Raw genomic sequence first — 24,882 nt, forward strand, 5'->3', positions numbered from 1 at the left:
AGGAACTTTAACATAGAAGGTGAATAGAATGAAATTAAATATAAATTATCAAAAAAGGGGAAAAAACAATACATTTTATCAGGTGATAATATATGGATAGTAAGATAAGAGATGATAAGAGTATTGCAATGAGAGTTTCAGTAGTAAGTATAATAATTAATACAATATTATCTATTGGGAAAGTAGCTGCAGGGGTAATTGCTGGTTCTGGAGCGATGATTTCTGATGGAGTACATTCAGCCTCAGATGTATTTAGTACAATTATAGTTATTATAGGTTTCAATATAGCTCATAAAGAAAGTGATGAAAAGCATCAGTATGGCCATGAGAGATTTGAATGTATAGCAGCTATGATTTTAGGTGCAATACTTTTAGCTACAGGAATAGGAATTGGTTTAAGTGGAATTAATAAAATAATTGCTGGAATAGAAGGAAACTTATCTGCACCAGGAAGCTTAGCATTAGTTGCTGCTGTTATTTCAATAGTTGTAAAGGAATGGATGTATTGGTATACAAGATCTGCAGCCATAAAAATAAATTCAGGAGCATTAAAGGCAGATGCATGGCATCATAGATCAGATGCCTTATCTTCAGTAGGTAGCTTTATAGGAATATTAGGTGCTAGAATAAAGTTTCCTATACTTGATCCAATAGCATCAATTATAATATGTTTATTTATAGTGAAAGTATCATATGATATATTTAAGGATTCTATATATAAACTAATAGATGCTTCTTGTGATGATGAAACCATAAATAAGATTAGGGAAATAGCTTTAGCACAAGAAGGTGTTATGCAGTTAGATACATTGAAAACTAGAGTTTTTGGCTCAAGAATTTATGTTGATATTGAAATATCAGCATATGGCAAGCAAAGCCTTGAAGATGCACATAACATAGCTCAAAAGGTACATGACGAAGTTGAAGAAAATATACCTATGATAAAGCATTGTATGGTACATGTAAATCCATATAAAAATAATAAAAGTATTGATATTTAATTTTTATATGAATAATAGGAATGTAATTTGAATGATAATTTAATGATCATAAAAACACAATATTTAAAAAATATACGAAAATAATAATTTTTAATAATACAATTATTTCAAAATATGTTAAAATAATAATATACAATAGTAAGGAATGTTGAAAATTTAATAGCCTTGATAATCCAGGACATCAAAAGAAAAAAATGAACTTTTGATGCTCTGGATTTTATTGTATTAATAAATTCATTAAAGGGAATATATATAGAAAAGTTAAAAAATTAAGAAGGTGGTTTTATTTATGATGGAAGAATTTAAAAAAATATTTTTGCTTGGAATAGGAGCAGCATCCATGACATATGAAAAATCTATGGAAATAATAAATGATATGGTGAAAAAGGGAAAGCTTACTTTAGAGGAAGGAAAGCAGATAGGTGATGAATTGAGGAAAAGTATGAAGGATAAGGCTTCTATAATCAGTGAAAATAATAAAAAATATCTTACTAAAGAAGATGTACTACAAATAATTGCAGAATATAACTTGATATCAAGAACAGAATTTGATTTATTAAAAGAAAAGGTAGCTATGCTAGAAGAACAAATAAAAAATATAAAGTAAATTTATAGGGGAGGTTTTTTATGGTTTACACTTCAGGAGAAAGAGTTAAAGAAATAGTGAAAATTTTTACTAAATATGGCTTAAGCTATATTGTAGATAAGAAAAATAAAAAAGATAAAAAATCTCCTGCTAATTTAAGAAAGGCATTTGAAGAGCTTGGACCTACTTTTATTAAAATAGGTCAAATATTAAGTACCAGATCTGATTTAATAGGTGAGGAGTATATTAGGGAATTATCTAAATTGCAGGATAAAGCAGCCATTGAGAGTTTTTCAGAATTTGAAGAAATTTTTAGAAATGAGTTTTCCCAGGAATTATTAGATAGTTTTCTTTATATAAATAAGGAGCCAATTGCATCTGCATCTATAGCGCAAGTATATTTTGGCGTATTAAATGATGGGCGTGAAGTGGTAATTAAAATTCAAAGACCTAATATTAAGGAAAGAATGTATATAGATCTAGATATACTTATTAGTTTAAGTGAGAAATATAATCATATTTTTAAGGAATCTGTTGTAAGTGTAAAGGATACGTTAATGGAAATAAGAAAATCAACGGTAAATGAGTTAGATTTTATTTCAGAAGCTAATAATATTAGAAAGTTTAGAGAACTAAACAAAGAAAGGAATTACATATATGCTCCATATGTAGTTAATGAGCTAAGTGGAGAGAAAGTCTTAACCTTAGAAAATATAAATGGATTTAAAATTAATGATATAAAGGCTATGGATGAATATGGATATGATAAGGATAATTTGGCAAGGGAACTGGCAATTTCTTATTTTAAGCAAGTGATGGAGGATGGATTTTTTCATGCAGACCCTCATCCTGGTAATATATTAATTAGCAATAGAAAGATATGCTTTATAGATTTTGGAATGGTAGGAGAGCTATCACATGAATTTATCTCGAGATTAAATAGCGTAATTATTGGATTGGTTATTGAAGATATTGATATAGTTGTGGATTTTATATTATATGCAGGTATACAGACAGGAACTGTAAAGAGAGAAATTTTATATGAAGATGTTGAATATTTATATAATAAATATTTTACTATTTCTATTAAAAATATAAAGCTATCAATAATATTAGAAGAAGTTATGGAGATTGCAAAAAAAAATAATTTAAAGCTTCCCAGTGAGTTTACTATGCTTATTAGAAGTATGATAATTTTAGAAGGTATAATAGCAGAATTATCACCAGATGTTAATATTATTTCACTAGTTATTTCTTATGTAAAAGATAATAGCAAAAACTATTTATTTAATAATATTAGTATGGAAGATTTATTTATCAAGTGGTATAAGGTTTCAAAGATACCAGAAAAGCTAGTGGAGCTAACTAATACCTTTACTAAAGGTAGGGCAAAAGTAAATCTAAAAATAGATAATAATAAATATATGGATGAATTTAATAAAATGATTAATAGATTATCATTTTCTCTTATAATAGCAGGGATGATTGTAGGTTCATCCATAATTATAAATTCTAATCCAGGACCTAAAATTCATGGAGTATCTATAATTGGATTAGTTGGATATTTAGTATCTGCTATTTTAGGGTTATGGCTTTTAATATCTATCATAATGTCAGGAAGTTTAAAATAGGAGCATTTGTTAAATTAAATAATTATTTTAGAGATATTGCAAAACATAAATATAGATGTAATGATATTATTAATAACTTTTTATAAATAATATAAAAATGTAAGGAATACAACTAAATTAAGAGCAAAAAAATAAGGAGTAGATGAAAATGGCACATGAAATTGATTATAAAATATATGGTAATGAAATGCAGTTTGTAGAAATAGAATTAGATCCTAATGAAACTGCTGTTGCTGAAGCAGGAGCTATGATGATGATGGACAATAGTATTTCCATGGAGACAATATTTGGTGATGGAAGCAGTAAAAGTAATGGTGGTGGTTTTATAGGGAAGTTAGGTGGTGCAGCTAAGAGAGTAATAACAGGTGAGAGTTTATTTATGACTGCATTCACCAATAGAGGGTATGGAAAACAGAAGGTTTCTTTTGCAGCACCTTATCCAGGTAAGATAATTCCTATAAATTTAAGAGAGTTTGAGGGAAAAATTATCTGTCAGAAAGATGCTTTTTTATGTTGTGCAAAGGGAGTAAGTTTAGGCATTGCTTTCACTAAGAAAATAGGAGTAGGTTTTTTTGGTGGAGAAGGATTTATTCTACAAAAACTTGAAGGTGATGGATTAGCTTTTGTTCATGGTGGTGGAACTATTGTAAAAAAGACATTAATTCCAGGACAAGTATTAAAAGTAGATACAGGGTGTTTAGTGGCTATGACAAAGGATGTTAAATATGATATTCAATTTGTAGGTGGATTAAAGAACACATTATTTGGTGGAGAAGGGTTATTTTTCGCTACTTTAACAGGACCTGGTGATGTGTGGATACAAAGTTTGCCTTTTAGCAAACTTGCTGAGAAGGTTATTGCTGCTTCTCCACAGCTAGGAACACAATCTAAGGATGAAGGTAGTTTGCTTGGAGGCATAGGCAATTTGTTTGAACGATAAAAAGAGGGATTCATTGCAATGAATTCCTCTTTTTAATTTATATATTTATTGATTTTGTATGTTACATTGTCCGCCGTTAACACATTGTAAAGTTTCTTTAGCAAAGTCATGTCCAAAAGCAAATGCTTTTTCTAATTCATCTTCACTTGGTCTAAACATAACTCCAAGTGGTGCCACTGGAATATTGAATTTAAGTTGATTAAATCTTTGCTCAATATTTTTAAGTGCATCTCCGCTCCATCCATATGAACCAAAGCAACTTGCATGTAATCCTCTATGAATTACTGGATTTAATGATCCAAGTATAGTCCAAATTGGAGGAAGTGTATCAGCAAGTAAAGTAGGTGAGCCTATTAATAGTCCACTACATTTATTAATTTCAGCAATAACTTCATTTATATCAGTGTAAACTAAGTCATACATTAGTACATCAACATTTTCTTCTAAAGCTTCAATACCTGCTTTAACTTTTTCAGCTAGCTCAGCAGTATAACCATAAGCACTTACATATGGAATAACTATGCTAGGTGTTTCTCTTTTTACTGGCTGGCTCCATTCTTTATATAATTCCATATATTTTTCAATGTTAGCACCATCTAAAACCATACCATGTCCAGGACAAATAAATTTTATTGATAAATCTTTAATTTTATCTAAAGCCTTTAATACATAAGGTTTGAAAGGTCCCATTATCATTGAGAAATAGTAATTGTATGCTTCTATATAATCAGCTTCTTTTTCAGCTTCTAACTTGCTTTTAATAATACGTTCATCGCTGTAGTGAGCTCCAAATGAGTCACAAGTTATAAGAGTTTCATCTTCAATTACATATGAATACATTGTATCTGGCCAGTGTAATTGAGGTACACTTAAGAACTTAATTGTCTTATTTCCAAGTGAAATAGTTTCACCATCTTTAACAACTTTATTCTTGAAAGGTTTATTCATTATTTGTCCCATATATCTTATTGCAAGACTACTTCCAACAACAGTAGCATTAGGAGCAAATTCTAAAAGTTTTCCTACTGAACCAGCATGATCAGGTTCTGTATGATTTACCACTATATATGTTATATCTTCAGGTTTTACAACTGATTTTATTTTTTCTAAATGTTCATCAAAGAATTTTTCTTTTACTGTTTCAAATATGGCAACTCCATCAGTACCTTTTAAAACATATGAATTATAAGTTGTACCAAACTTTGTCTCCATTATAATATCAAAAATTCTTAAGTTTGGATCTAAAGCTCCAACCCAAGTTAAATCAGGATTAATACTTATTGTTTTACACATGAATATAAGCACCTCTTCTATTTATAAAATTTTTATTTATATAATAATTATAATCTATGAATAACTATTGTCAACAACTGTTAAATTAATGAAATATTCAGATAATTTCAAAAATAGCAAATTTATTATACAGTAGAAATCATGCACTTTTAACAGTTATATTATTCCATAAAATCCATTTTTAAATTTTCCTAGTTTATTATTAAAAAGAAAGATATAATGTGATTAAGTCACACAAAAAAAATGTTGAAAGATGTAAAGTAGTAAGTGAGGAATTAAAATGTTAACTTATGTTAAGGATGTTAATGAAGAAAAGAGAAAAATAGATTTTCTTTATGAAGTATACCCTCTATTAAAAATTTTAGATGAAAAAAGCGATGGTATATTAAGTCAAAATGCTATTTTTAAGACTTTAAATATGGATCAATACCTATCTAATGATGGGGAAGGGTGTATGGGCTTTATTTTTATACTTAAAGGACTTATAAAAATTCAAAGAATGAATGCTGGAGGAAAAGAAACAAATCTATATGATTTAAAGGAAGGCCAGCTTTGTAATGAATTATCTAATTGTTTTAAGGAAGAAGATAATTTAAATATCTGTGCAAGAGCACTTGTTGATTCAGAAATTTGTGTAATTCCTTGTGGAATTGCTAAAAGATATTTGAAGCAAGATATAAAATTTTTAAGATATATGTATAATGACCTATATAGAAAACATCAAATTATTATTAGAGATAAAGAATCTAATAGGCATGAAAGTCTCGAAAAGAGATTAGTTAAGCTTTTAATGAGTAAGAGTTCTAAGAGTATTTATGCTACCCATAGTGAATTAGCTTTTGAGATTGATTCTACTAGAGAGGTTGTCAGCAGAAGCTTAAAGAAGATTGAAAAACAAGGATTCATTAAAATGCTTAGAGGAAAGATTCAGATATTAAAAGATTTAAATGAATTATTATAATAAATTTTCTTAAGATATTTATATATAGTAAATTTCAATCTAATAATCTTATATAAAACACTAGAAAAAATAAAAACTAGAATGTATAATATTTATTAAAAGATAATTATTATTATTTAACTAGTAGAAAAGGATGGTATTTATCATGGCAAAGAAAATGATGACTATTGATGGAAATACTGCTGCTGCTTATGTTGCTTATGCATATACAGATGTTGCAGCTATATTCCCGATAACTCCTTCAACTACAATGGCAGAAATTGTAGATGAATGGGCAGCACAAGGAAAGAAAAATATATTTGGACAAACTGTTAATGTCGTTGAAATGCAATCAGAAGCAGGAGCTGCTGGAGCATTCCACGGTTCATTACAAGCAGGTGCATTAACTACTACATTTACTGCATCACAAGGTTTATTATTAATGCTTCCAAATATGTATAAGGTAGCAGGAGAATTATTACCAGGAGTATTCCACGTAAGTGCTAGAGCAATAGCTTCTCAAGCATTATCAATATTTGGTGATCATCAAGACGTTATGTCAGCAAGAATGACTGGATGTGTAATGCTTGCTGCTGGTTCAGTTCAAGAAGTAGCTGACTTAACTCCAGTATCACATCTTGCAGCAATTAAAGGAAGATTACCTTTCATTAATTTCTTTGATGGATTTAGAACATCACATGAAATTCAAAAAGTTGAAGTTTTAGATTATGAAGATTATGCAAGCTTAGTAGATACGGAAGCACTTCAAGAGTTTAGAAATAGAGCATTATCTCCAAATCATCCAGTGACAAGAGGAACAGCTCAAAACTCAGATATTTACTTCCAAACAAGAGAAGCTTCAAATAAGTTTTACAATAATATAATACCTGTAGTTGAAGAGTATATGGGTAAAATGAGCGAGCTTACAGGAAGAAATTATGGATTATTTAATTACTATGGAGCAGAAGATGCTAAACATGTTATTGTTGCTATGGGATCAGTTACAGAAGCAATTGAAGAAACTATAGATGAATTAAATGCTAGAGGAGAAAAATATGGTTTAGTTAAGGTTCACTTATTTAGACCATTCTCAACTGAACATTTCTTAAAAGCTATACCAGCTACAGCAGAAAAGATTTGTGTAATGGATAGAACTAAAGAACCAGGTTCAATTGGTGAGCCTCTGTACTTAGATGTACGTACCGCATTCTATGAAAAAGAAAATAGACCAGTAATAGTTGGTGGACGTTATGGATTAGCTTCAAAAGATGTTACTCCAACACACATTAAAGCTATATTTGATAATCTTAAGAAAGAAGATGCTAAAAATAACTTCACTGTTGGTATCGAAGATGACGTTACAAACACTTCAATTCCAGTAGAGGATGAATTAAGAGTTTTAACTCCAGGAACAGTAAGATGTAAGTTCTGGGGATTAGGATCAGATGGAACTGTTGGTGCTAATAAACAAGCAATTAAGATTATCGGTGAAAACACAGATAAATATGTACAAGCATATTTTGCATATGATTCAAAGAAATCTGGTGGAGCTACTATGTCTCACTTAAGATTTGGTGATCAACCAATAAGATCAACTTACCTTATAGACGAAGCTGATTATATTGGATGTCACGTTCAAGCATATGTAAATCAATATGATGTATTAAAAGGTCTTAGAAAAGGTGGAAATTTTGTATTAAACTGTATCTGGACTGAAGAAGAATTAGAAAGTAAATTACCAGCAAAAATGAAGAGATTCATTGCTGAAAATGAAATAAATTTATATACAATCAATGCTACTAAGATAGCTACTGAAATTGGTTTAGGTAGAAGAATCAATATGATAATGCAATCAGCATTCTTTAAATTAGCTGAAATCATACCAGAAGATGAAGCTAAAGATTACTTAAAAGCTTCAATTAAAAAAGCTTATGGTAAAAAAGGTGACAAAGTTGTAAATATGAACTTTGAAGCTGTTGAAAGAGGTATGAATTCATTAGTTAAGATAAATGTTCCAGCTTCATGGAAAGATGCAGAAGATTCAGAAGTTGTTGAAACTAAGAAAATTACTGATTTCGTTAAGAATATAATGAATCCAATGAACGCTCTTGAAGGTGATAAATTACCAGTAAGTGCATTCAATGGAATTGAAGATGGTACATTCCCAGCTGGAACTGCAGCATATGAAAAGAGAGGAATTGCTTCAGAAGTACCAGAATGGGAAACTGCAAAATGTATTCAATGTAACCAATGTGCTTTTGTTTGTCCACATGCATGTATTAGACCAGTTCTTGTAAGTGATGAAGAATTAGCTAATGCACCAGAAGGATTTGAAACTAAGAAAGCTACAGGAAAGACTTTAGCAGGATTAAACTACAGAATTCAAGTAAGTACATTAGACTGTACAGGATGTGCTAACTGTGTTGATATATGTCCAGCACCAGGTAAGGCATTGAAAATGGAACCTCTTGCAACTCAAACAGAAAAGGAAATACCAAACTGGGATTTCGCAGTATCAGAAAAAGTTGCTTACAAAGGTGATTTAACTCCAGGTAAGACAGTTAAAGATAGTCAATTTAAAACTCCACTTATAGAGTTCTCAGGAGCTTGTGCAGGTTGTGGTGAAACAGCATATATTAAGTTAGTTACTCAATTATTTGGAGAGAGAATGATGATTGCTAATGCAACTGGATGTTCATCAATTTGGGGTGGATCAGCACCTTCAACACCATACACAACTAACCATGAAGGTAAGGGACCAGCTTGGGCTAACTCATTATTTGAAGATAATGCTGAATTTGGATATGGTATGTTCTTAGCTGTAAATCAAATGAGAAGCAACATAGCTATGAATATGAAAGCTTTATTAGAAACTTCAATAGCTGAAGAATATAAAGAAACATTCAGAAATTGGATAGCTAATAAAGAAAATGGAGAGCTTTCAAAAGTTTATAGTGCAGAAGTTGAAGCTATATTAGATAACAATAATGTAGAAGATGCTAAAGCATTAGAATTATTAGCAGAAATAAATAACAGAAGAGATTATTTAGTTAAGAGATCTCAATGGATTCTTGGAGGAGATGGATGGGCTTATGACATCGGATACGGTGGATTAGATCATGTACTAGCTTCAGGAGATAACGTAAATGTTCTTGTATTCGATACAGAAATTTACTCTAATACAGGTGGACAAAGTTCTAAATCAACACCTATAGCAGCAATGGCTAAATTTGCAGCATCAGGTAAGAAGTCAGCTAAGAAAAACTTAGGTAGAATGATGATGTCTTATGGAAATGTTTATGTAGCACAAGTAGCTATAGGAGCAGATAAGAACCAAGTAGTTAAAGCTATGTTAGAAGCAGAAGCTCATGATGGACCATCAATCATCATTGCTTACTCAACTTGTATTAGCCATGGATTAAAGAAGGGAATGGGATTCTCTATAAGAAATATGGACGAAGCTGTTAAAGCTGGATACTGGCATTTATACAGATTCAATCCATCATTAAAAGAACAAGGAAAGAATCCATTTGTATTAGATTCTAAAGAACCACAAGGAAGCTTCAAAGACTTCATAATGGATCAAGTAAGATACTCAGCAATTGCAAAGCAATATCCAGAAGAAGCTGAAGAATTATTTGCAATGGCAGAAGCAGATGCTAAGAGAAAGTATGAAGAATACAAAAAATTAGCAGAATAATAGTTTTTTAAACTTAATATAAAATAAGTAGCACTACTTCTAATAACACAACAAAAAATGGGCTGTATCAAAAAGATTGATACAGCCTACTTTTTTATGCATCTATATTATCCCAAAGTTTAGATAAAGATTTTATATTTTTTTCAAGAGAATTAATATATAAATTAAAGTCAAGCTCATTCATCTTTATAAAATGAGTATTTTTTATATGATCTTTTATACCAATTTTGAAATCATTAGTTACATAAAATGTAAATTTATTTTTTGTTACTGAATCAATTAAAATAATTGGTATTTCTTTTTGAAAAAGCATCATTTCTAAATGTTCTTTATGGGTGTTAAGAGAATAATTAAACCATTTACCATATAATAATCTATCATTATCAGCAAATTTAAATAATAAAAGCAAAGCTGCTTTATCATGAGAAAAATAAGATATGTTTTTTAGCGAGATAGTCATACTATTTTTTATATAACTTATAGTATTACTGTCGATATTTAATAAAAAAGAAGAAAGGAGTTGGTTATTTTCAAATTTACAAATATAATTCTTAAAGTTGTCCATATTATTTTCTTTAAAAGATAGAAAATCCATAATATTCCCCCATACAAATGAATTTTAAAACTATTTAAATTATACTTTTAAATGATATATAAGTTAATAAGTTGGTTTGTGTTAAAATAATTAAATTATACCAATATAGATATTATAAATTATATGGTATAATAAATATAAAAATTTTAGAGGTAATATATGTATTTTTTGATAAGTTTAGGAGCCATAATTACAAGTGCTATATTATTTTGTGAAAATAATAATATAGTTGTAAGTAGGGTTAAAATAAATAAGAAAGTAAAAAATTCAATAAAAATAGTACAATTGTCTGATTTACATAGTAAGGAATTTGGAAAGGATAATAAAAAATTACTAAATAAGGTTTTAAATGAGAATCCAGATTTAATTTTATTAACAGGTGATCTTATTGATTGTACTTCAATAAGATATAAAGAAATAATAAACTTTATATCAAAGATGAGTGAAAAAATTCCTACATACTATATACCTGGAAATCATGAAACTAGAGCAGAAAAATATAAAGAAATAATTAAAAAGTTAAGAAAAAATAATGTCAATGTATTGTTAAATGAAATAAGAACCATAAATATTAATAGAAATAAAGTTAATATATTAGGATTAGTTGAAGAACAAGGTTCATCGGAGGCTTATATTAAAAGGGCAAAAGGGGAATTTGAGTATAAAGATTATTCTATTATTTTTAATGAATTTTGTAAATTGCCTGGAATAAAGATTGTTTTAAGTCATTATCCAGAAAATTTTAAAGCCATAGGTGATAAATCATATTATAAATATAAATTTGATTTAATGTTTTCGGGGCATGCTCATGGAGGTCAATTTAGAATTCCTCTAATTGGAGGGTTATATGCACCAGCACAAGGGATTTTTCCTAAGTATACAGCAGGTATTCATAAAGGCATAAAAAATAATCTTATAATAAGTAGAGGTCTTGGAAATAGTGGATTTCCACTAAGATTATTTAATAAACCAGAAATAGTAGTGGTTACTATAGAAAACATATAATAAAATTTAAAATTTAAATAATATTATTGACAATTAGTTAAGAAAGATTATAATAAAAATACAAATACCCCCTAGGGGAGGGGTAATATAGGAGGAAGATTAATGAATAATGAAAGAAAAAAAGCTCTTCAATTATTAAAAACTGCAAGAGGACAAATAGATGGAATAATTAAAATGATTGAAGATGATAGATATTGTGTAGATATATCTAATCAAATAATGGCAGCACAATCGTTATTAAAAAAATCTAATTTAATAATATTAGAAAAACATTTGCATACTTGTGTAAAGGATGCTTGTATGAATGATAATGGTGACGAAAAAATAGAAGAAATAATAAGTATTTTACAAAAGGTTATGTCAAAGTAAAGGAGGAGAAAATGAATCAAAATTCATTCAAAATAGAAGGGATGACTTGTTCAGCTTGCGCCAATAGAGTGGAAAGAGCAGTGAAGAAATTGGATGGAGTTGAAGAATCAAATGTAAATTTCGCTACAGAAACTTTATCAGTAAAATTTGATGAAACAAAGGTAGATGTTGCTAAAATTGAGGAAACAGTAGTAAAAGCAGGATATTTCGTGAGAAAAGATATGAGAGATTACACTTTCAAGGTTGAAGGAATGACATGTTCAGCTTGTGCCAATAGAGTAGAAAGAGTAACTAAAAAGATTGATGGTGTTGAAAGTGCTAATGTTAATTTTGCTACAGAAAAGCTAACAGTAAGAATTGATGCAGAAAAGGTACGATATTCAGATATTAAAGCAGTTATTGATAAAGCTGGATATAAGTTAATCAAAGAGGAAGAGCAAGTAAATGAAGGTTCTAAAAAGAAAGATGAAAGCAAGTTACTTTTAAATAGATTTATCTTCTCTCTTATATTTACAGTACCACTACTTATTATAAGTATGGGACATATGGTAGGTATGCCATTACCTTCAATTATTGATCCAATGAAAAGTCCTTTAAACTTTGCACTAGTTCAATTAGCACTTACTATACCAGTAATGGTAGCTGGTTATAAGTTTTATAAGATAGGATATAAGAATCTATTTAAGCTTAGTCCTAATATGGATTCATTAATTGCTATAGGGACATCGGCAGCAGTAGCTTATGGATTTTTTGCAATATATAAGATACTAAATGGAGAAACTCATTATGCAATGCATTTATATTTTGAATCAGCAGTAGTTATTTTAACATTAATTACTTTAGGAAAATATTTGGAAGCTGTATCAAAGGGTAAAACTTCAGAGGCTATCAAGAAGCTTATGGGATTAGCACCTAAAACTGCAACTATCATTAAGGATGGAAAAGAATTAAGTATTCCTATAGATGAAGTTATAGTAGGGGATGTAATTTTAGTGAAGCCAGGTGAAAAATTGCCTGTGGATGGTGAAATTATAGAGGGAAGCACTTCTATTGATGAATCAATGCTCACAGGCGAAAGTATTCCTGTAGAAAAAAACATAGGAAATACTGTCATAGGAGCTAGTATAAATAAATCTGGTTTTATAAAATACAAAGCTACTAAAGTTGGAAAAGATACAGCTTTAGCACAAATTGTAAAGTTAGTGGAGGAAGCACAGGGAACAAAAGCACCAATAGCTAAAATGGCAGATATTATTGCTGCATATTTTGTACCAACGGTTATAGGGTTAGCAATAATAGCAACAATAGGATGGCTTATTGCAGGTGAAACTACTGTATTTGCTTTAAGTATATTTATTTCAGTATTAGTAATTGCATGTCCATGTGCATTAGGATTAGCAACACCAACAGCAATTATGGTTGGAACAGGAAAAGGTGCTGAAAATGGTGTGTTAATTAAAGGTGGAGAAGCATTAGAAACAACATATAAAATAGATACTATAGTATTTGATAAAACAGGAACAATAACTGAAGGAAAGCCTAAAGTTACTGATATAATTTGCCAAGGTATAAAAGAAGAGGAAGTATTAGCTTTAGCAGCTAGTGCAGAAAAGGGGTCAGAACATCCTTTAGGAGAAGCCATAGTAAAAGAAGCAGAACATAAAAACTTAGAATTAAAAAAAATTGAAGATTTTAAAGCTGTGCCAGGACATGGAATAGAAGTTACTATTGAAGGAAAAGATATATTATTAGGTAATAAGAAATTAATGATAGAAAATAATATAGATATAGAGTCTTTACATGCTGAAAGTGATAAGCTTGCAGCGGAAGGAAAGACACCAATGTATATTGCTATAAATAATAAATTAAGTGGTATAATAGCAGTAGCTGATACTGTAAAAGAAAATAGTAAAGCTGCTATTGAAGAATTAAAGAAAATGAATGTTAAAGTAGCAATGATTACAGGAGATAATAAAAAGACAGCAGAAGCTATTGCAAAATTAGTGGGAATAGATATGGTTTTAGCAGAAGTATTACCGGAAGATAAGGCTAATGAAGTGAAGAAGCTGCAAGAGAAAAATAGAAAAGTAGCCATGGTTGGTGATGGAATAAATGATGCACCAGCTCTTGTACAGGCAGATGTAGGAATAGCCATTGGATCAGGAACTGATGTTGCCATTGAATCAGCAGATATTGTTCTTATGAAAAGTGATTTAAAAGATGTTGTTACTGCAATTAGGTTAAGCAAAGCAACTATTAAGAATATAAAAGAGAATTTATTCTGGGCATTTGGTTATAATGTTTTAGGAATACCAGTTGCCATGGGAGTGCTTCATATCTTTGGTGGTCCATTATTAAATCCAATGATTGCAGCAGCAGCCATGAGTTTTAGTTCAGTATCAGTACTTTTAAATGCACTAAGACTAAAAAGATTTAGATAATCATTAATTTTATAAAGGAGGATTTTATGAAAAAGAAAATATTAATTGAAGGAATGAGTTGTAATAAATGTGTAGGTCATGTTAAAGCAGCTTTAGAAGATTTAGATGGAGTTACTTCAGTTGAAGTTAGCTTAGAAGGGAAAAATGCAATAGTTGAAACTACAGCTAATGATGAAGCTTTAAAAGAAGTAATTGAAGATGAGGGATACGATGTAGTTGAAATAGAAGTGTTATAATAAAAAATAAGGGATAGCTAAGGCTATCCCTTATTACATTTTAAACATTATAAATTACATTGATTTGTGGAATGTTCTGTTTATAACGTCTAATTGTTGTTCTCTTGTTAATTTAATGAAGTTAACAGCATATCCTGAAACTCTGATAGTTAATTGTGGATATTCTTCTGGATGATCCATAGCATCTAATAAAGTTTCTCTGTTAAATACATTTACGTTTAAGTGATGAGCATCTTGACCAAAGTATCCATCCATCATAGCACTTAAGTTAGTGATTCTATCTTCAGGAGTTTTTCCTAAAGCATCTGGTACTATTGAGAATGTATTTGAGATACCATCTTGTGAATGTTCGTATGGTAATTTAGCAACTGAGTTTAATGAAGCTAAAGATCCACTGTTATCTCTTCCGTGCATTGGGTTAGCACCTGGAGCAAATGGTTCACCAGCTTTTCTACCACATGGAGTAGTACCAGTCTTCTTACCGTAAACAACGTTTGAAGTTATAGTTAATACTGATTGAGTGTGGTATGCATTTCTGTATGTCTTGTTTTGTCTGATTTTCTTCATCATGTTTTCAACTAAGTATACAGCAATTTCATCAGCTCTATCATCGTCGTTTCCGTATTTAGGGAAGTCTCCTTCAACTTCGAAATCAACAGCTATTCCTTCTTCGTTTCTTATTGGCTTAACTTTAGCGTATTTGATTGCTGATAATGAATCTGCACAAACAGATAAACCAGCTATACCACAAGCCATAGTTCTGAATACATCTCTATCATGTAAAGCCATTTGTAAGCTTTCATATGAGTATTTATCGTGCATGTAGTGAATTACATTTAAAGTATTAACATAAAGGTTAGCTAACCAGTCTGTCATTATTTCAAATCTGTTCATTACTTCGTCGTAAGTTAAATATTCACCAGTTAATGGAGCTAATTGAGGTCCAACTTGAACACCTGATTTTTCGTCTCTACCACCGTTTATAGCGTATAGTAAAGTCTTAGCTAAGTTAACTCTTGCACCGAAGAATTGCATTTGCTTACCAACTCTCATTGCAGATACACAACAAGCGATAGCATAGTCATCTCCCCAGTATGGAGCCATTAAATCATCATTTTCGTATTGAACTGAACTTGTGTCAATTGATACCTTTGAGCAGAAGTCTTTGAATCCTTGAGGTAATCTAGTTGACCATAAAACTGTTAAGTTTGGTTCAGGTGATGGTCCTAAAGTGTAAAGTGTGTTAAGTACTCTGAATGAGTTCTTAGTTACTAATGTTTTACCGTTTAATCCCATACCACCGATTGATTCAGTAACCCAAGTTGGATCTCCTGAGAATAAGTCGTTGTATTCTGGAGTTCTTAAGAACTTAACTAATCTTAACTTCATTACGAAGTGATCCATTATTTCTTGAGCTTCTTCTTCAGTGATAACACCGTTTTGTAAATCTCTTTCGATGTAGATGTCTAAGAAAGTAGAAGTTCTACCTAATGACATAGCAGCACCGTTTTGTTGTTTTATAGCAGCTAAGAATCCGAAGTATAACCATTGTACAGCTTCTCTAGCGTTTGAAGCTGGTCCTGATATATCTAATCCGTAAGAAGCAGCCATAGCTTTTAATTCTTTTAATGCAACTATTTGATCAGAAATTTCTTCTCTTAATCTAATTACATCTTCATCGATAGTTTTAACTTCTAAAGATTTCTTTTGAACTAATCTATCTTCGATTAATCTGTCAACCCCGTATAGAGCAACTCTTCTGTAGTCACCTATGATTCTTCCTCTACCGTAAGCATCTGGAAGACCAGTGATTATACCAGATTTTCTAGCTAATCTCATTTCATCAGTATAAGCATCGAAAACACCTTGGTTATGAGTTTTTCTGTATTTTGAGAATATTTCAGATATTCTAGCAGATACTTCATATCCGTAAGATTTAGCAGCGCTTTCTGCCATTCTTATACCACCTTGAGGCATAACAGCTCTCTTTAAAGGAGCATCAGTTTGAACACCAACGATTTTTTCTAATGCTTGATCTATATATCCTGGAGCATATTCGTTGATTCCTGAAACTGTTTCAGTATCTACATCTAAAACTCCACCGTTTTCTCTTTCTTTTTTGAATAATTCACTAACTTCAGCCCATAATTTATTTGTAGCTTCAGTAGCACCAGCTAAGAAGCTAGCATCTCCTTCGTATGGAGTGTAGTTAAGTTGAATAAAGTTTCTTACATCGATTTCCTTAGTCCAGTTACCTGGTTTAAAGTTATTCCATTCCTTCATCATGTTTGATCCCCTCTTTTTTATACAAAAATTTAACGATTGTTACACAATCTATTTGGAAAAAATTACTATTAATTAATAATAGTTGTTAAATAAAATATATCACTTTTATTGGAAAAATGCAATAGAAATTTAAACGATTTTAAAAAAAAAGAAAAATCATAAAACCGTTGAAAATACTAGGGTTAGTGGTTATAGAAAATAAATATAAATATTATTTTTAGAAGTTTGAATTTACTGAAAATTCAATAAAATATAAAAATATAATAGACTGTTTAAGGCAAATTAAAATACTAAAATTCCATAAGAAAACAAAAGATATTGTTAATATTGTAACAATATCTTTTTTTATATTATCATATTAAGTTGTATACTAAAAATGTATTAAAGTAAAATTAAATTTTTCATACTTATGTCAAAAGATTTGTATGAATGTGTTAAAGCTCCTACAGATATTAAGTTTACTCCTGTTTCTGCAATAGAACGGATAGTGTCCATATTTACGTTGCCAGAGGCTTCAATAATAGCTTTATTACCAATAATTTCTACAGATTTTTTCATTTCATCTATAGACATATTGTCTAGCATTATTATATCAGCATTGCATGTTAATGCTTCTTTAACCATATCTAAGTTTTCAGTTTCAACTTCAATTTTTCTTACAAAGGAAGAGTTTTTTCTAATTAAATTAATAGCATTAGTAATTGAACCAGCAGCATCAATATGATTATCTTTTATCAATATACCATCAGATAAATTACATCGATGATTTATTCCACCACCAATTTTTACTGAATATTTTTCTAAAATTCTAAGATTAGGAGTAGTTTTGCGAGTATCAGCTAATTTAGCATTGGTTCCTATAAGTTTTTTGCTAAAATTATTTGTTAAAGTTGCTATGCCACACATTCGTTGTAATAAGTTCAAAGCAACTCTTTCTCCTAAAAGTACATTTTTTGTTTTACCTTTGATGATAGCTATTATTTCACCTTTTTTTAATATATCTCCATCTTCTTTATTAAAAGAAACATCAACTTCACCTAGTAGAGCAAATACTCTTGCAAATACCTCAGCACCAGCTAAAATACCATCTTCTTTTGATATTAAGTTTACACTACAAAGGCTATTTTCTGTTATCAGTGGAGTGGTTGTTATATCTTCAGAGGGAATATCTTCTTTAAGTGCATTTTTAATTATTTCATCAACAATTAACCAATTCATTTTTCTTTTCTCCAATCACATCTTTAAATAAATTAATAGCAGTATTAAATAACTCTGTTTCAGCTAGTTTCATAGATGAAGCTTTAAAACTTTCAGTTTCATATGGTACTTGATATTCTGTAAATTTGCTTAGTATATCATTAACAGCACGCTTGGAAAATACTAATCCTTCTAGTAAAGAATTACTAGCAAGCCTATTGGCTCCATGAACTCCAGTACAGCTACATTCTCCAACGGCATAAAGTTTTTCCATGGAAGATTTACTGTTTAAGTCAACTTCTATTCCTCCCATAAAGTAATGTTGTACTGGATGGATAGGAATATATTCTTTAGTAATATCTATACCATGAGATAAACATTCTTTATATATATAAGGAAATCTATTCTTGATATATTTAGGTTCCATAGTGCTTAAATCAAGATAAGCACATTCTTCTTTAGAAGAATTAAGTTCAGCATAAATTGCATTAGCAACCACATCACGAGGAAGTAGTTCATCTATAAAATGTTCACCTTTCTTATTTCTTATTAAAGCACCTTCTCCACGGACGCTCTCAGATATAAGAAGTCTTCTGTCATTTGAATCTTTAATATATAAGGCCGTTGGATGGAATTGCACATAGTTTAAATTTTTCAACTTAATATTATGTTTCTTACAAATACTAAGTCCATCACCAGTTATATGACGTTTATTAGTAGAATTTTTAAATAATCCACCAATTCCGCCTGTAGCCATAATGACAAATTGTGAATGAATACTATATTGAATATTATTATTTAGTGCAATTATTCCATGGCAGCTGTTTTTATTTTCAATTATATCTGCACATAATGTATTTTCTAAAATAAGAGTATTTTTTCTTAACTTTATCTTTTGGCAAAGAGCTTCCATTATATATTTACCAGTTTCATCTTTGACATGAAGAATTCTATTGGTAGAGTGAGCAGCTTCTTTTGTATAACAAAGATTACCATGTTCTTTATCAAAAACAACTCCATACTCAATAAGCTTGTCTATGTTTTCCTTTGACTCTTTAACTAAAGTAGTGACAGCGTCTATATCATTTTCATATTTACCAGCTTTTAAAGTATCTTCAATATATGGTTTAATATCATACTCACCTTTAGAAACACATATTCCACCTTGAGCTAAGGCACTATTACTATCTGATAAAGCTTTTTTTGTGACAATAGTTATGCTGTATTTTTCAGGAATATTTAGTGCAGAATATAGTCCTGCAATTCCCGAACCAACTATTACAATATCTGTATTAATATTAATTATTTTATTCATTGTATATCACCTAGCCAATTCATGCATATTTAATAAACAGTTCAAAGCTTTTAATCTAACCTCTTCTTTAATAGTTATTTCATTACAATTATTTCTTAAGACATTTGCAATATCTTCTAGCCTTGTTTTTTTCATATTAGGACATAGGGTGCTTGTTCCAGGAAAATAAAAATTTTTATGAGGATTTTTTTTACTTAATTCATAATGGATTCCTTCTTCGGTACAAACAAGATAGTTTTTAGCAGAGCAATCAGTAGCATAATTTATCATTTCACCTGTACTCCCTATAAAATCTGCCAAATCCCTAATTTCTTTTTCGCATTCTGGATGAGCTAAAACAACAATATCATTTATTGCATTTTTAGATTTTAATATATTTTCAGCGCTAATCTTCTTATGAGTAATACAAAATCCATTCCATAATATAAAATCTTTTTCTGGCATTTGTTCTGCAATATATCCTCCTAGATTTTTGTCAGGAAGGAAGATGATTTTTTTTTGAGGCAGCTTTTTAATCACTTTTAAGGCATTTGATGAAGTTACTGTAACATCACAAAGAGCTTTTACATCACTAGTTGAGTTGATATAGCATACTACAGCAGCATCAGGGTGTTTTTCTTTAAGTTCTACTAAGCCATCTACGTCAGCCATATCAGCCATTGGGCATCCAGCATCAAGAGCTGGAAGAAGTACAGTTTTTTCTGGGGAAAGTATTTTTGCACTTTCAGCCATGAACTTAACACCACAAAATACTATAAGTTTATTAGGACTATCTTTCGCAATTTTACTTAAATAGTACGAGTCCCCTACATAATCAGCTATTTCTTGAATTTCTGGTCGCTGATAATAATGTGCCAATATTAAAGCGTTTTTTTCTGTTTTCAATAAATTAATTTCTTTTTTTAAGTCCATTTTAAATTACCTCTCTCATACAGTTGTCATATGTATATACACATGTTAATAATATAACATTGCATGTAAAAAATGTAAACTTTAAATAAGAGAAAAGTAAAAAAAGAACTAATTTAAATAATGAGTGTTCAAGTTATTTTGCAATGAACAATCATATTAAATAGTTCTTTTTTTATTATATATAGTTATATTTTAAATAATATTCCTGCTAGTGCTCCTAAGAAGATATAGAAAATAGGGTGTTTTTTAAAATATTTCATTATTACAAATATACCTATTAATAGTAGTGTAGCTTTATAGTTAATGATATCTAAAAGTTTATTTGTAATATTAAATTTTGACATATTAAGAATGGTGATTTTAAATACTGCAAAACCAGCAGCAGTTATAAGGCCTGTAACAGCAGGTCTTAAGCCATAAAATACAGATTCCACATAAGGACTTTCTTTGAACTTGTTTAAAATATGAGCAATTATAATAATTATAATTATTGATGGTGTAATAAGTCCAATGGTAGCAATAATTCCACCTAAAAGACCACCACCTTGATATCCTGCATATGTAGCCATATTTATTCCAAGTGGACCTGGTGTAGATTGGGAGATGGCAACCATATCAGCAATACTATCTGTAGTTATCCAAGGGTATCTTTCAGAGAGATCATATAAGAAAGGAAGTGTAGAGAGACCTCCACCTATGGCAAATAATCCTATTTTAAAAAATTCATAAAATAAAGTTATATAAATCATTATTTTCTACCCCTTATTAATTTTGATATTAATCCAACACATGCAGCTGCAACTACTATATAGATTGGTGATAAGTTTACAAATGCTACTGAGATAAATGCCAAAATAGCAATTATTAATGTTATAGAACTTTTAATAGATGTTTTGGCAAGTTTTAATATGGCACTAATAATTAAGGCAATAACGACTACACGTATACCAGAGAAAGCATGCTGTATAATGGCATAGCTTGCAAAGTTTTTTAATAAGGCCGCAATAATAGTTATTATTATTAAGGAAGGAAAAACAACTCCTAATGTTGCAACTATTGCACCAATTATTCCTTGAACTTTATAGCCAATGAAAGTTGCTGTGTTTACAGCGATTATGCCTGGTGTACATTGCCCTACAGCATAATAATCTAGAACTTCTTCTTCAGTAGCCCATTTTTTTTCTTCAACAATTTCTTTTTGAATCATTGGAAGCATGGCATAGCCGCCACCAAAAGTTAATCCTCCAATTCGGCAGAAAGTGAAAAATAAATCAATTAATGTCTTCATAATTTATATCTCTCCTGTGTTAATGTAATAATATTCTATGAATAGTATACCATAATATGAAAGTGTAAAAGATGTAACAATATAACACTCTTACATCTTTTATTGAAAGACATGTCTATATTAAGTAGGATATAATATAAAAATAAGAAAAAAACTAATAATAATACCGTATTTTAATCTTTATTTAAGTACATTTATGCTTTTTGATATAAAAAATTAAACTTGAATATAAGGATAAAGTTGTAAAAAGGTAGCATTTTAATCATTACCAAGAGTGATGATTTAGCGTATTATACTTGTATAGAGTAAAACTTGAATAGAGGTGAAGATAATGAAACTAGAAAATAAAATTTTAAAAATATCAATGGTAGGTGCGTTATTCTTTGCACTATTTGGTATAGCATGGGGATGAACTGTACAATCTGAAATGATTATATTTGATGGATTATATTCATTTATCAGTTTAGCGCTAACAATGTTGTCTTTATATATAAATAATTTTATGGCTAAGAAGGAATTGGATAAATATCCTTTTGGCAAATATATATTGGAACCTTTAGTTATATCCTTAAAATCACTTATCATAGGAGGAATGTGTTTATATTCTTTGATAGGAGCTATACAGGATATAGTGAATGGAGGAAATAGTGTAGAATATGGTTCAGCATTAATATATTCTATTGTATCAGTTGTAGGGTGCGGTGGTGTATATATTTTTATGAAGAAAAAAGGTGAAAAAATTTCTTCAGAAATGGTTAAAGTTGAAGCAAGTCAATGGCTTATGGATACTTTATTAAGTATTGGTGTATTGGTAGGCTTTGTAATAGCTATGATTCTTAGAAATACAAGGTTTTCTTGGCTCAATGTATATATAGATCCAATGATGGTAATTATGGTATCAGTTGTATTCATAAAGATGCCTATACAATCTTTTATAAATTCCTTTAAGGAAATATTATGTGTAAAAGCAAATGATGAAATCAATGATGATATATATTTTATTGTAAAAGAAATTGAGAAAGAATATAAATTTGAAGATTCAATATCAAGAGTATCAAAAATTGGTGGAGAGTTAAGAATTGAAATAGATTTTATATATAATGAAGAAAGTAAATTAAAAGATTTAGATCAAATGGATTGTGTTAGAGAAAAAGTTTATGATGCGATAAAACATATAGATTATAATAAATGGCTAAATGTTTCTTTTACTGGGGACAAAAAATGGGCCATATAAAAAAGCGAAGGAGAAATCCTTCGTTTTTTTATATATTTTTTATACAAGTATATAAAAAATAAGGAAAGATTTCTTACAAAATTCGTATTATTTTTAATGGCAAATTTATGGAATTATTTATAGAATTATAATAATATTAGAATAGAGGATAATTGGAGGGAATTTAGAAATGAAAGTAAAGGATAAAATAACAAGATTTTATACCATAGAAGATTTGGAAGAAATGTTAGATAAATTACCTTATCAAATATGGTTAAAAGATGATGAAAAAAAATATATATACATAAATAAATTAGGTGCAGAAAAGTTAGGGATTAGTAAAGAAGAAATAATAGGAAAAACTGATTATGAATTTAGAGAGTATGATATTGCTAAGGAATGTGATAAAACAGATATAGAAGTTATAGAGAAAAAAGCTGATATTTATAATGAAGAGTATAGTAAAATAGATGATAATGAAATATGGCATAAGGTATATAAATTTATTTTACATAAAGAGAATAAAAAAGAAATTATAGGAGGAGTAGCACGAGAGATATCATTAGATAAGAATGTACAATTAGAAATTGAATCAAACTTAATGAGTTATTTAAATATAGATGAAGAAAAAAGATATGATACTAAAAAAACTATTCATTTATTGTTAAAAGAAATAAAAAATATTGTTGAATATAAGAATATATCTATATTTTTATATGATAAAGATAGTGAGAAATTTAAATTTTATTTAAGCGAAAATGAAGAAGAAAATAGTTTTAATGTAGATATACATATAAATAAAGAAATAGAAAATAAGTTATGTAGTAAAGAAATTATTAAAGATAAATATGAAGAAATATATAATAAATTAGAAATGTTTAAAGGAAAAAAAGAAAGTTTAAAAATGAGGCATATAGAACTAGCGAATAATTTATTTGGGTTAGTAGTAATAACTTATGATGAAAGTAAAAATTGTTTTACTAAAGAGGAATCTTATTTAAATGAAACTTTAAGTAAAATAGGATATATAGTTAAACAGATGGAAAATAAAAGTGAAATTAAATATATAACCGATAAGAAAAGGGAATTAGAAGAGTTTATTAAATTAGAAGCCATGAAGGTGGAATTTTTATCTAATATGTCTCATGAATTTAGAACTCCTATTAATATAATACTTGCTATTGTGCAATTATTGAATTTACATAATAAGCCATTAGGTGATGAAAAATATAAAGAATATTTAAACATATTAAAGCAAAATTCATATAGATTATTGAGATTGGTGAACAATGTTATGGATATAACGAAAGTAAATAGTGATTCAGATAAATTGAATTTAGTAAATTGTAATATTGTTAGTGTTTTAGAAGAAATAGTTATGTCTACTGTGTTATATGCAAGTGAAAAGAAAAGAAATATAATTTTTGATACAGATAGTGAGGAAATAATTTTAGCTTGTGATGAAGATAAAATTGAAAGAATTATGCTTAATTTAATATCTAATGCCATTAAATTTTCTCAGCTCCATACAGATATTGAAATAAAAATAAAGAGAAATGTAGATTTAAATAGAGTATATATATCTGTTAAAAATTATGGTTCAAATATAGAATTTAACGATAGAGAAAAAATATTTGAAAGATTTCATAGAGTAGATAATTCGTTAAATAGGAAAAATGAAGGTTGTGGTATAGGATTATTTTTATGTAGAAAGTTTATAGAAATGCATGGAGGAGAAATATTTTTAGATAATATAGATAATGGTACTCAGTTTTCATTTTATTTACCGATAAATATAACAAGTGAAAAAATATATAATCCTTTAATGCAGAAAGATAGTCTTATAGAGAAATGTAATATTGAATTTTCTGATATATATATATAACTATATTTATTAAAAGATATTAATAGTGTATTATAGGAATTATATTAAA

The 24,882-nt window shown here is 29.1% G+C and carries 20 protein-coding genes; 12 read left to right on the forward strand and 8 right to left on the reverse strand.

Going from position 1 to position 24,882, the window contains the following annotated elements; translation table 11 throughout:
- The first annotated feature begins 92 nt into the window (after positions 1-92).
- From H8R92_RS02725 to H8R92_RS02740, 4 genes are all read left to right on the forward strand, one after another.
- Positions 93-1,001 (forward strand): cation diffusion facilitator family transporter, encoded by a 909-nt coding sequence (locus H8R92_RS02725; RefSeq protein ID WP_022212750.1) that lies wholly within the window; start codon positions 93-95, stop codon positions 999-1,001.
- Between the two features lie 289 nt (positions 1,002-1,290).
- A complete protein-coding gene (locus tag H8R92_RS02730; RefSeq protein WP_022212751.1) occupies positions 1,291-1,608 on the forward strand; it encodes a phasin family protein in 318 nt (105 codons plus the stop codon).
- Between the two features lie 20 nt (positions 1,609-1,628).
- Complete coding sequence (locus tag H8R92_RS02735) at positions 1,629-3,218, forward strand: ABC1 kinase family protein (RefSeq protein WP_186834656.1); 1,590 nt, start codon at positions 1,629-1,631, stop codon at positions 3,216-3,218.
- Positions 3,219-3,360: 142 nt separating this feature from the next.
- The gene (locus tag H8R92_RS02740) at positions 3,361-4,158 is read left to right on the forward strand and encodes a TIGR00266 family protein (protein ID WP_186834657.1); all 798 of its coding nucleotides are present in this window, start codon (positions 3,361-3,363) and stop codon (positions 4,156-4,158) included.
- 45 nt (positions 4,159-4,203) lie between these two features.
- Here H8R92_RS02740 and H8R92_RS02745 read toward each other — a convergent pair whose 3' ends face one another.
- Entirely contained in the window at positions 4,204-5,451 is a 1,248-nt protein-coding gene (locus H8R92_RS02745; protein ID WP_186834658.1) for an FprA family A-type flavoprotein, read from the reverse strand.
- Between the two features lie 280 nt (positions 5,452-5,731).
- Here H8R92_RS02745 and H8R92_RS02750 point away from each other — a divergent pair, with 280 nt between their 5' ends.
- A complete protein-coding gene (locus H8R92_RS02750) occupies positions 5,732-6,412 on the forward strand; it encodes a Crp/Fnr family transcriptional regulator (protein ID WP_022212755.1) in 681 nt (226 codons plus the stop codon).
- 145 nt (positions 6,413-6,557) lie between these two features.
- Positions 6,558-10,091: a pyruvate:ferredoxin (flavodoxin) oxidoreductase gene (gene nifJ / locus H8R92_RS02755; protein ID WP_186834659.1), complete on the forward strand. Its 3,534-nt coding sequence runs from the start codon at positions 6,558-6,560 to the stop codon at positions 10,089-10,091.
- A 94-nt stretch (positions 10,092-10,185) separates the two neighbouring features.
- On the opposite strand, the gene H8R92_RS02760 is transcribed toward nifJ, so the two are convergent.
- The gene (locus H8R92_RS02760; RefSeq protein ID WP_186834660.1) at positions 10,186-10,686 is read right to left on the reverse strand and encodes a hypothetical protein; all 501 of its coding nucleotides are present in this window, start codon (positions 10,684-10,686) and stop codon (positions 10,186-10,188) included.
- A gap of 159 nt (positions 10,687-10,845) precedes the next feature.
- On the opposite strand from H8R92_RS02760, the gene H8R92_RS02765 reads away from it, so the two are divergent.
- The 4 genes from H8R92_RS02765 to H8R92_RS02780 all read left to right on the forward strand — a co-directional run bounded on the left by H8R92_RS02765 (position 10,846) and on the right by H8R92_RS02780 (position 14,737).
- Positions 10,846-11,691 carry a metallophosphoesterase gene (locus tag H8R92_RS02765; protein ID WP_186834661.1) on the forward strand — a complete coding sequence of 282 codons (846 nt, stop codon included), beginning with the start codon at positions 10,846-10,848 and terminating at the stop codon, positions 11,689-11,691.
- 102 nt (positions 11,692-11,793) lie between these two features.
- Complete coding sequence (locus H8R92_RS02770; RefSeq protein ID WP_186834662.1) at positions 11,794-12,060, forward strand: metal-sensing transcriptional repressor; 267 nt, start codon at positions 11,794-11,796, stop codon at positions 12,058-12,060.
- An 11-nt stretch (positions 12,061-12,071) separates the two neighbouring features.
- Positions 12,072-14,501 carry a heavy metal translocating P-type ATPase gene (locus H8R92_RS02775; protein WP_186834663.1) on the forward strand — a complete coding sequence of 810 codons (2,430 nt, stop codon included), beginning with the start codon at positions 12,072-12,074 and terminating at the stop codon, positions 14,499-14,501.
- 26 nt (positions 14,502-14,527) lie between these two features.
- Positions 14,528-14,737: a heavy-metal-associated domain-containing protein gene (locus H8R92_RS02780; RefSeq protein ID WP_022212761.1), complete on the forward strand. Its 210-nt coding sequence runs from the start codon at positions 14,528-14,530 to the stop codon at positions 14,735-14,737.
- 54 nt (positions 14,738-14,791) lie between these two features.
- Here the strand turns inward: H8R92_RS02780 and pflB are convergent, their stop codons facing one another.
- The 6 genes from pflB to H8R92_RS02810 all read right to left on the reverse strand — a co-directional run bounded on the left by pflB (position 14,792) and on the right by H8R92_RS02810 (position 21,735).
- Positions 14,792-17,023: a formate C-acetyltransferase gene (pflB, locus tag H8R92_RS02785; RefSeq protein ID WP_186834664.1), complete on the reverse strand. Its 2,232-nt coding sequence runs from the start codon at positions 17,021-17,023 to the stop codon at positions 14,792-14,794.
- Positions 17,024-17,404: 381 nt separating this feature from the next.
- Positions 17,405-18,241: a carboxylating nicotinate-nucleotide diphosphorylase gene (gene nadC / locus H8R92_RS02790; protein ID WP_186834665.1), complete on the reverse strand. Its 837-nt coding sequence runs from the start codon at positions 18,239-18,241 to the stop codon at positions 17,405-17,407.
- Entirely contained in the window at positions 18,222-19,523 is a 1,302-nt protein-coding gene (locus H8R92_RS02795) for an L-aspartate oxidase (protein ID WP_186834734.1), read from the reverse strand. The genes nadC and H8R92_RS02795 overlap by 20 nt, the downstream gene beginning before the upstream one ends.
- 18 nt (positions 19,524-19,541) lie before the next feature.
- Entirely contained in the window at positions 19,542-20,447 is a 906-nt protein-coding gene (nadA, locus tag H8R92_RS02800) for a quinolinate synthase NadA (protein WP_186834666.1), read from the reverse strand.
- Positions 20,448-20,632: 185 nt separating this feature from the next.
- Complete coding sequence (locus tag H8R92_RS02805) at positions 20,633-21,196, reverse strand: chromate transporter (protein ID WP_022212766.1); 564 nt, start codon at positions 21,194-21,196, stop codon at positions 20,633-20,635.
- A complete protein-coding gene (locus H8R92_RS02810; protein ID WP_186834667.1) occupies positions 21,196-21,735 on the reverse strand; it encodes a chromate transporter in 540 nt (179 codons plus the stop codon). The genes H8R92_RS02805 and H8R92_RS02810 overlap by 1 nt, the downstream gene beginning before the upstream one ends.
- 427 nt (positions 21,736-22,162) lie before the next feature.
- Here H8R92_RS02810 and H8R92_RS02815 point away from each other — a divergent pair, with 427 nt between their 5' ends.
- Together H8R92_RS02815 and H8R92_RS02820 are read left to right on the forward strand one after the other, a co-directional pair.
- Entirely contained in the window at positions 22,163-22,969 is an 807-nt protein-coding gene (locus H8R92_RS02815; RefSeq protein ID WP_186834668.1) for a cation diffusion facilitator family transporter, read from the forward strand.
- A gap of 169 nt (positions 22,970-23,138) precedes the next feature.
- Positions 23,139-24,833: a sensor histidine kinase gene (locus tag H8R92_RS02820; RefSeq protein WP_186834669.1), complete on the forward strand. Its 1,695-nt coding sequence runs from the start codon at positions 23,139-23,141 to the stop codon at positions 24,831-24,833.
- Positions 24,834-24,882 lie beyond the last annotated feature (49 nt).

It is taken from the genome of Clostridium lentum (genome assembly GCF_014287815.1).
GTDB lineage: Bacteria > Bacillota > Clostridia > Clostridiales > Clostridiaceae > Clostridium > Clostridium lentum.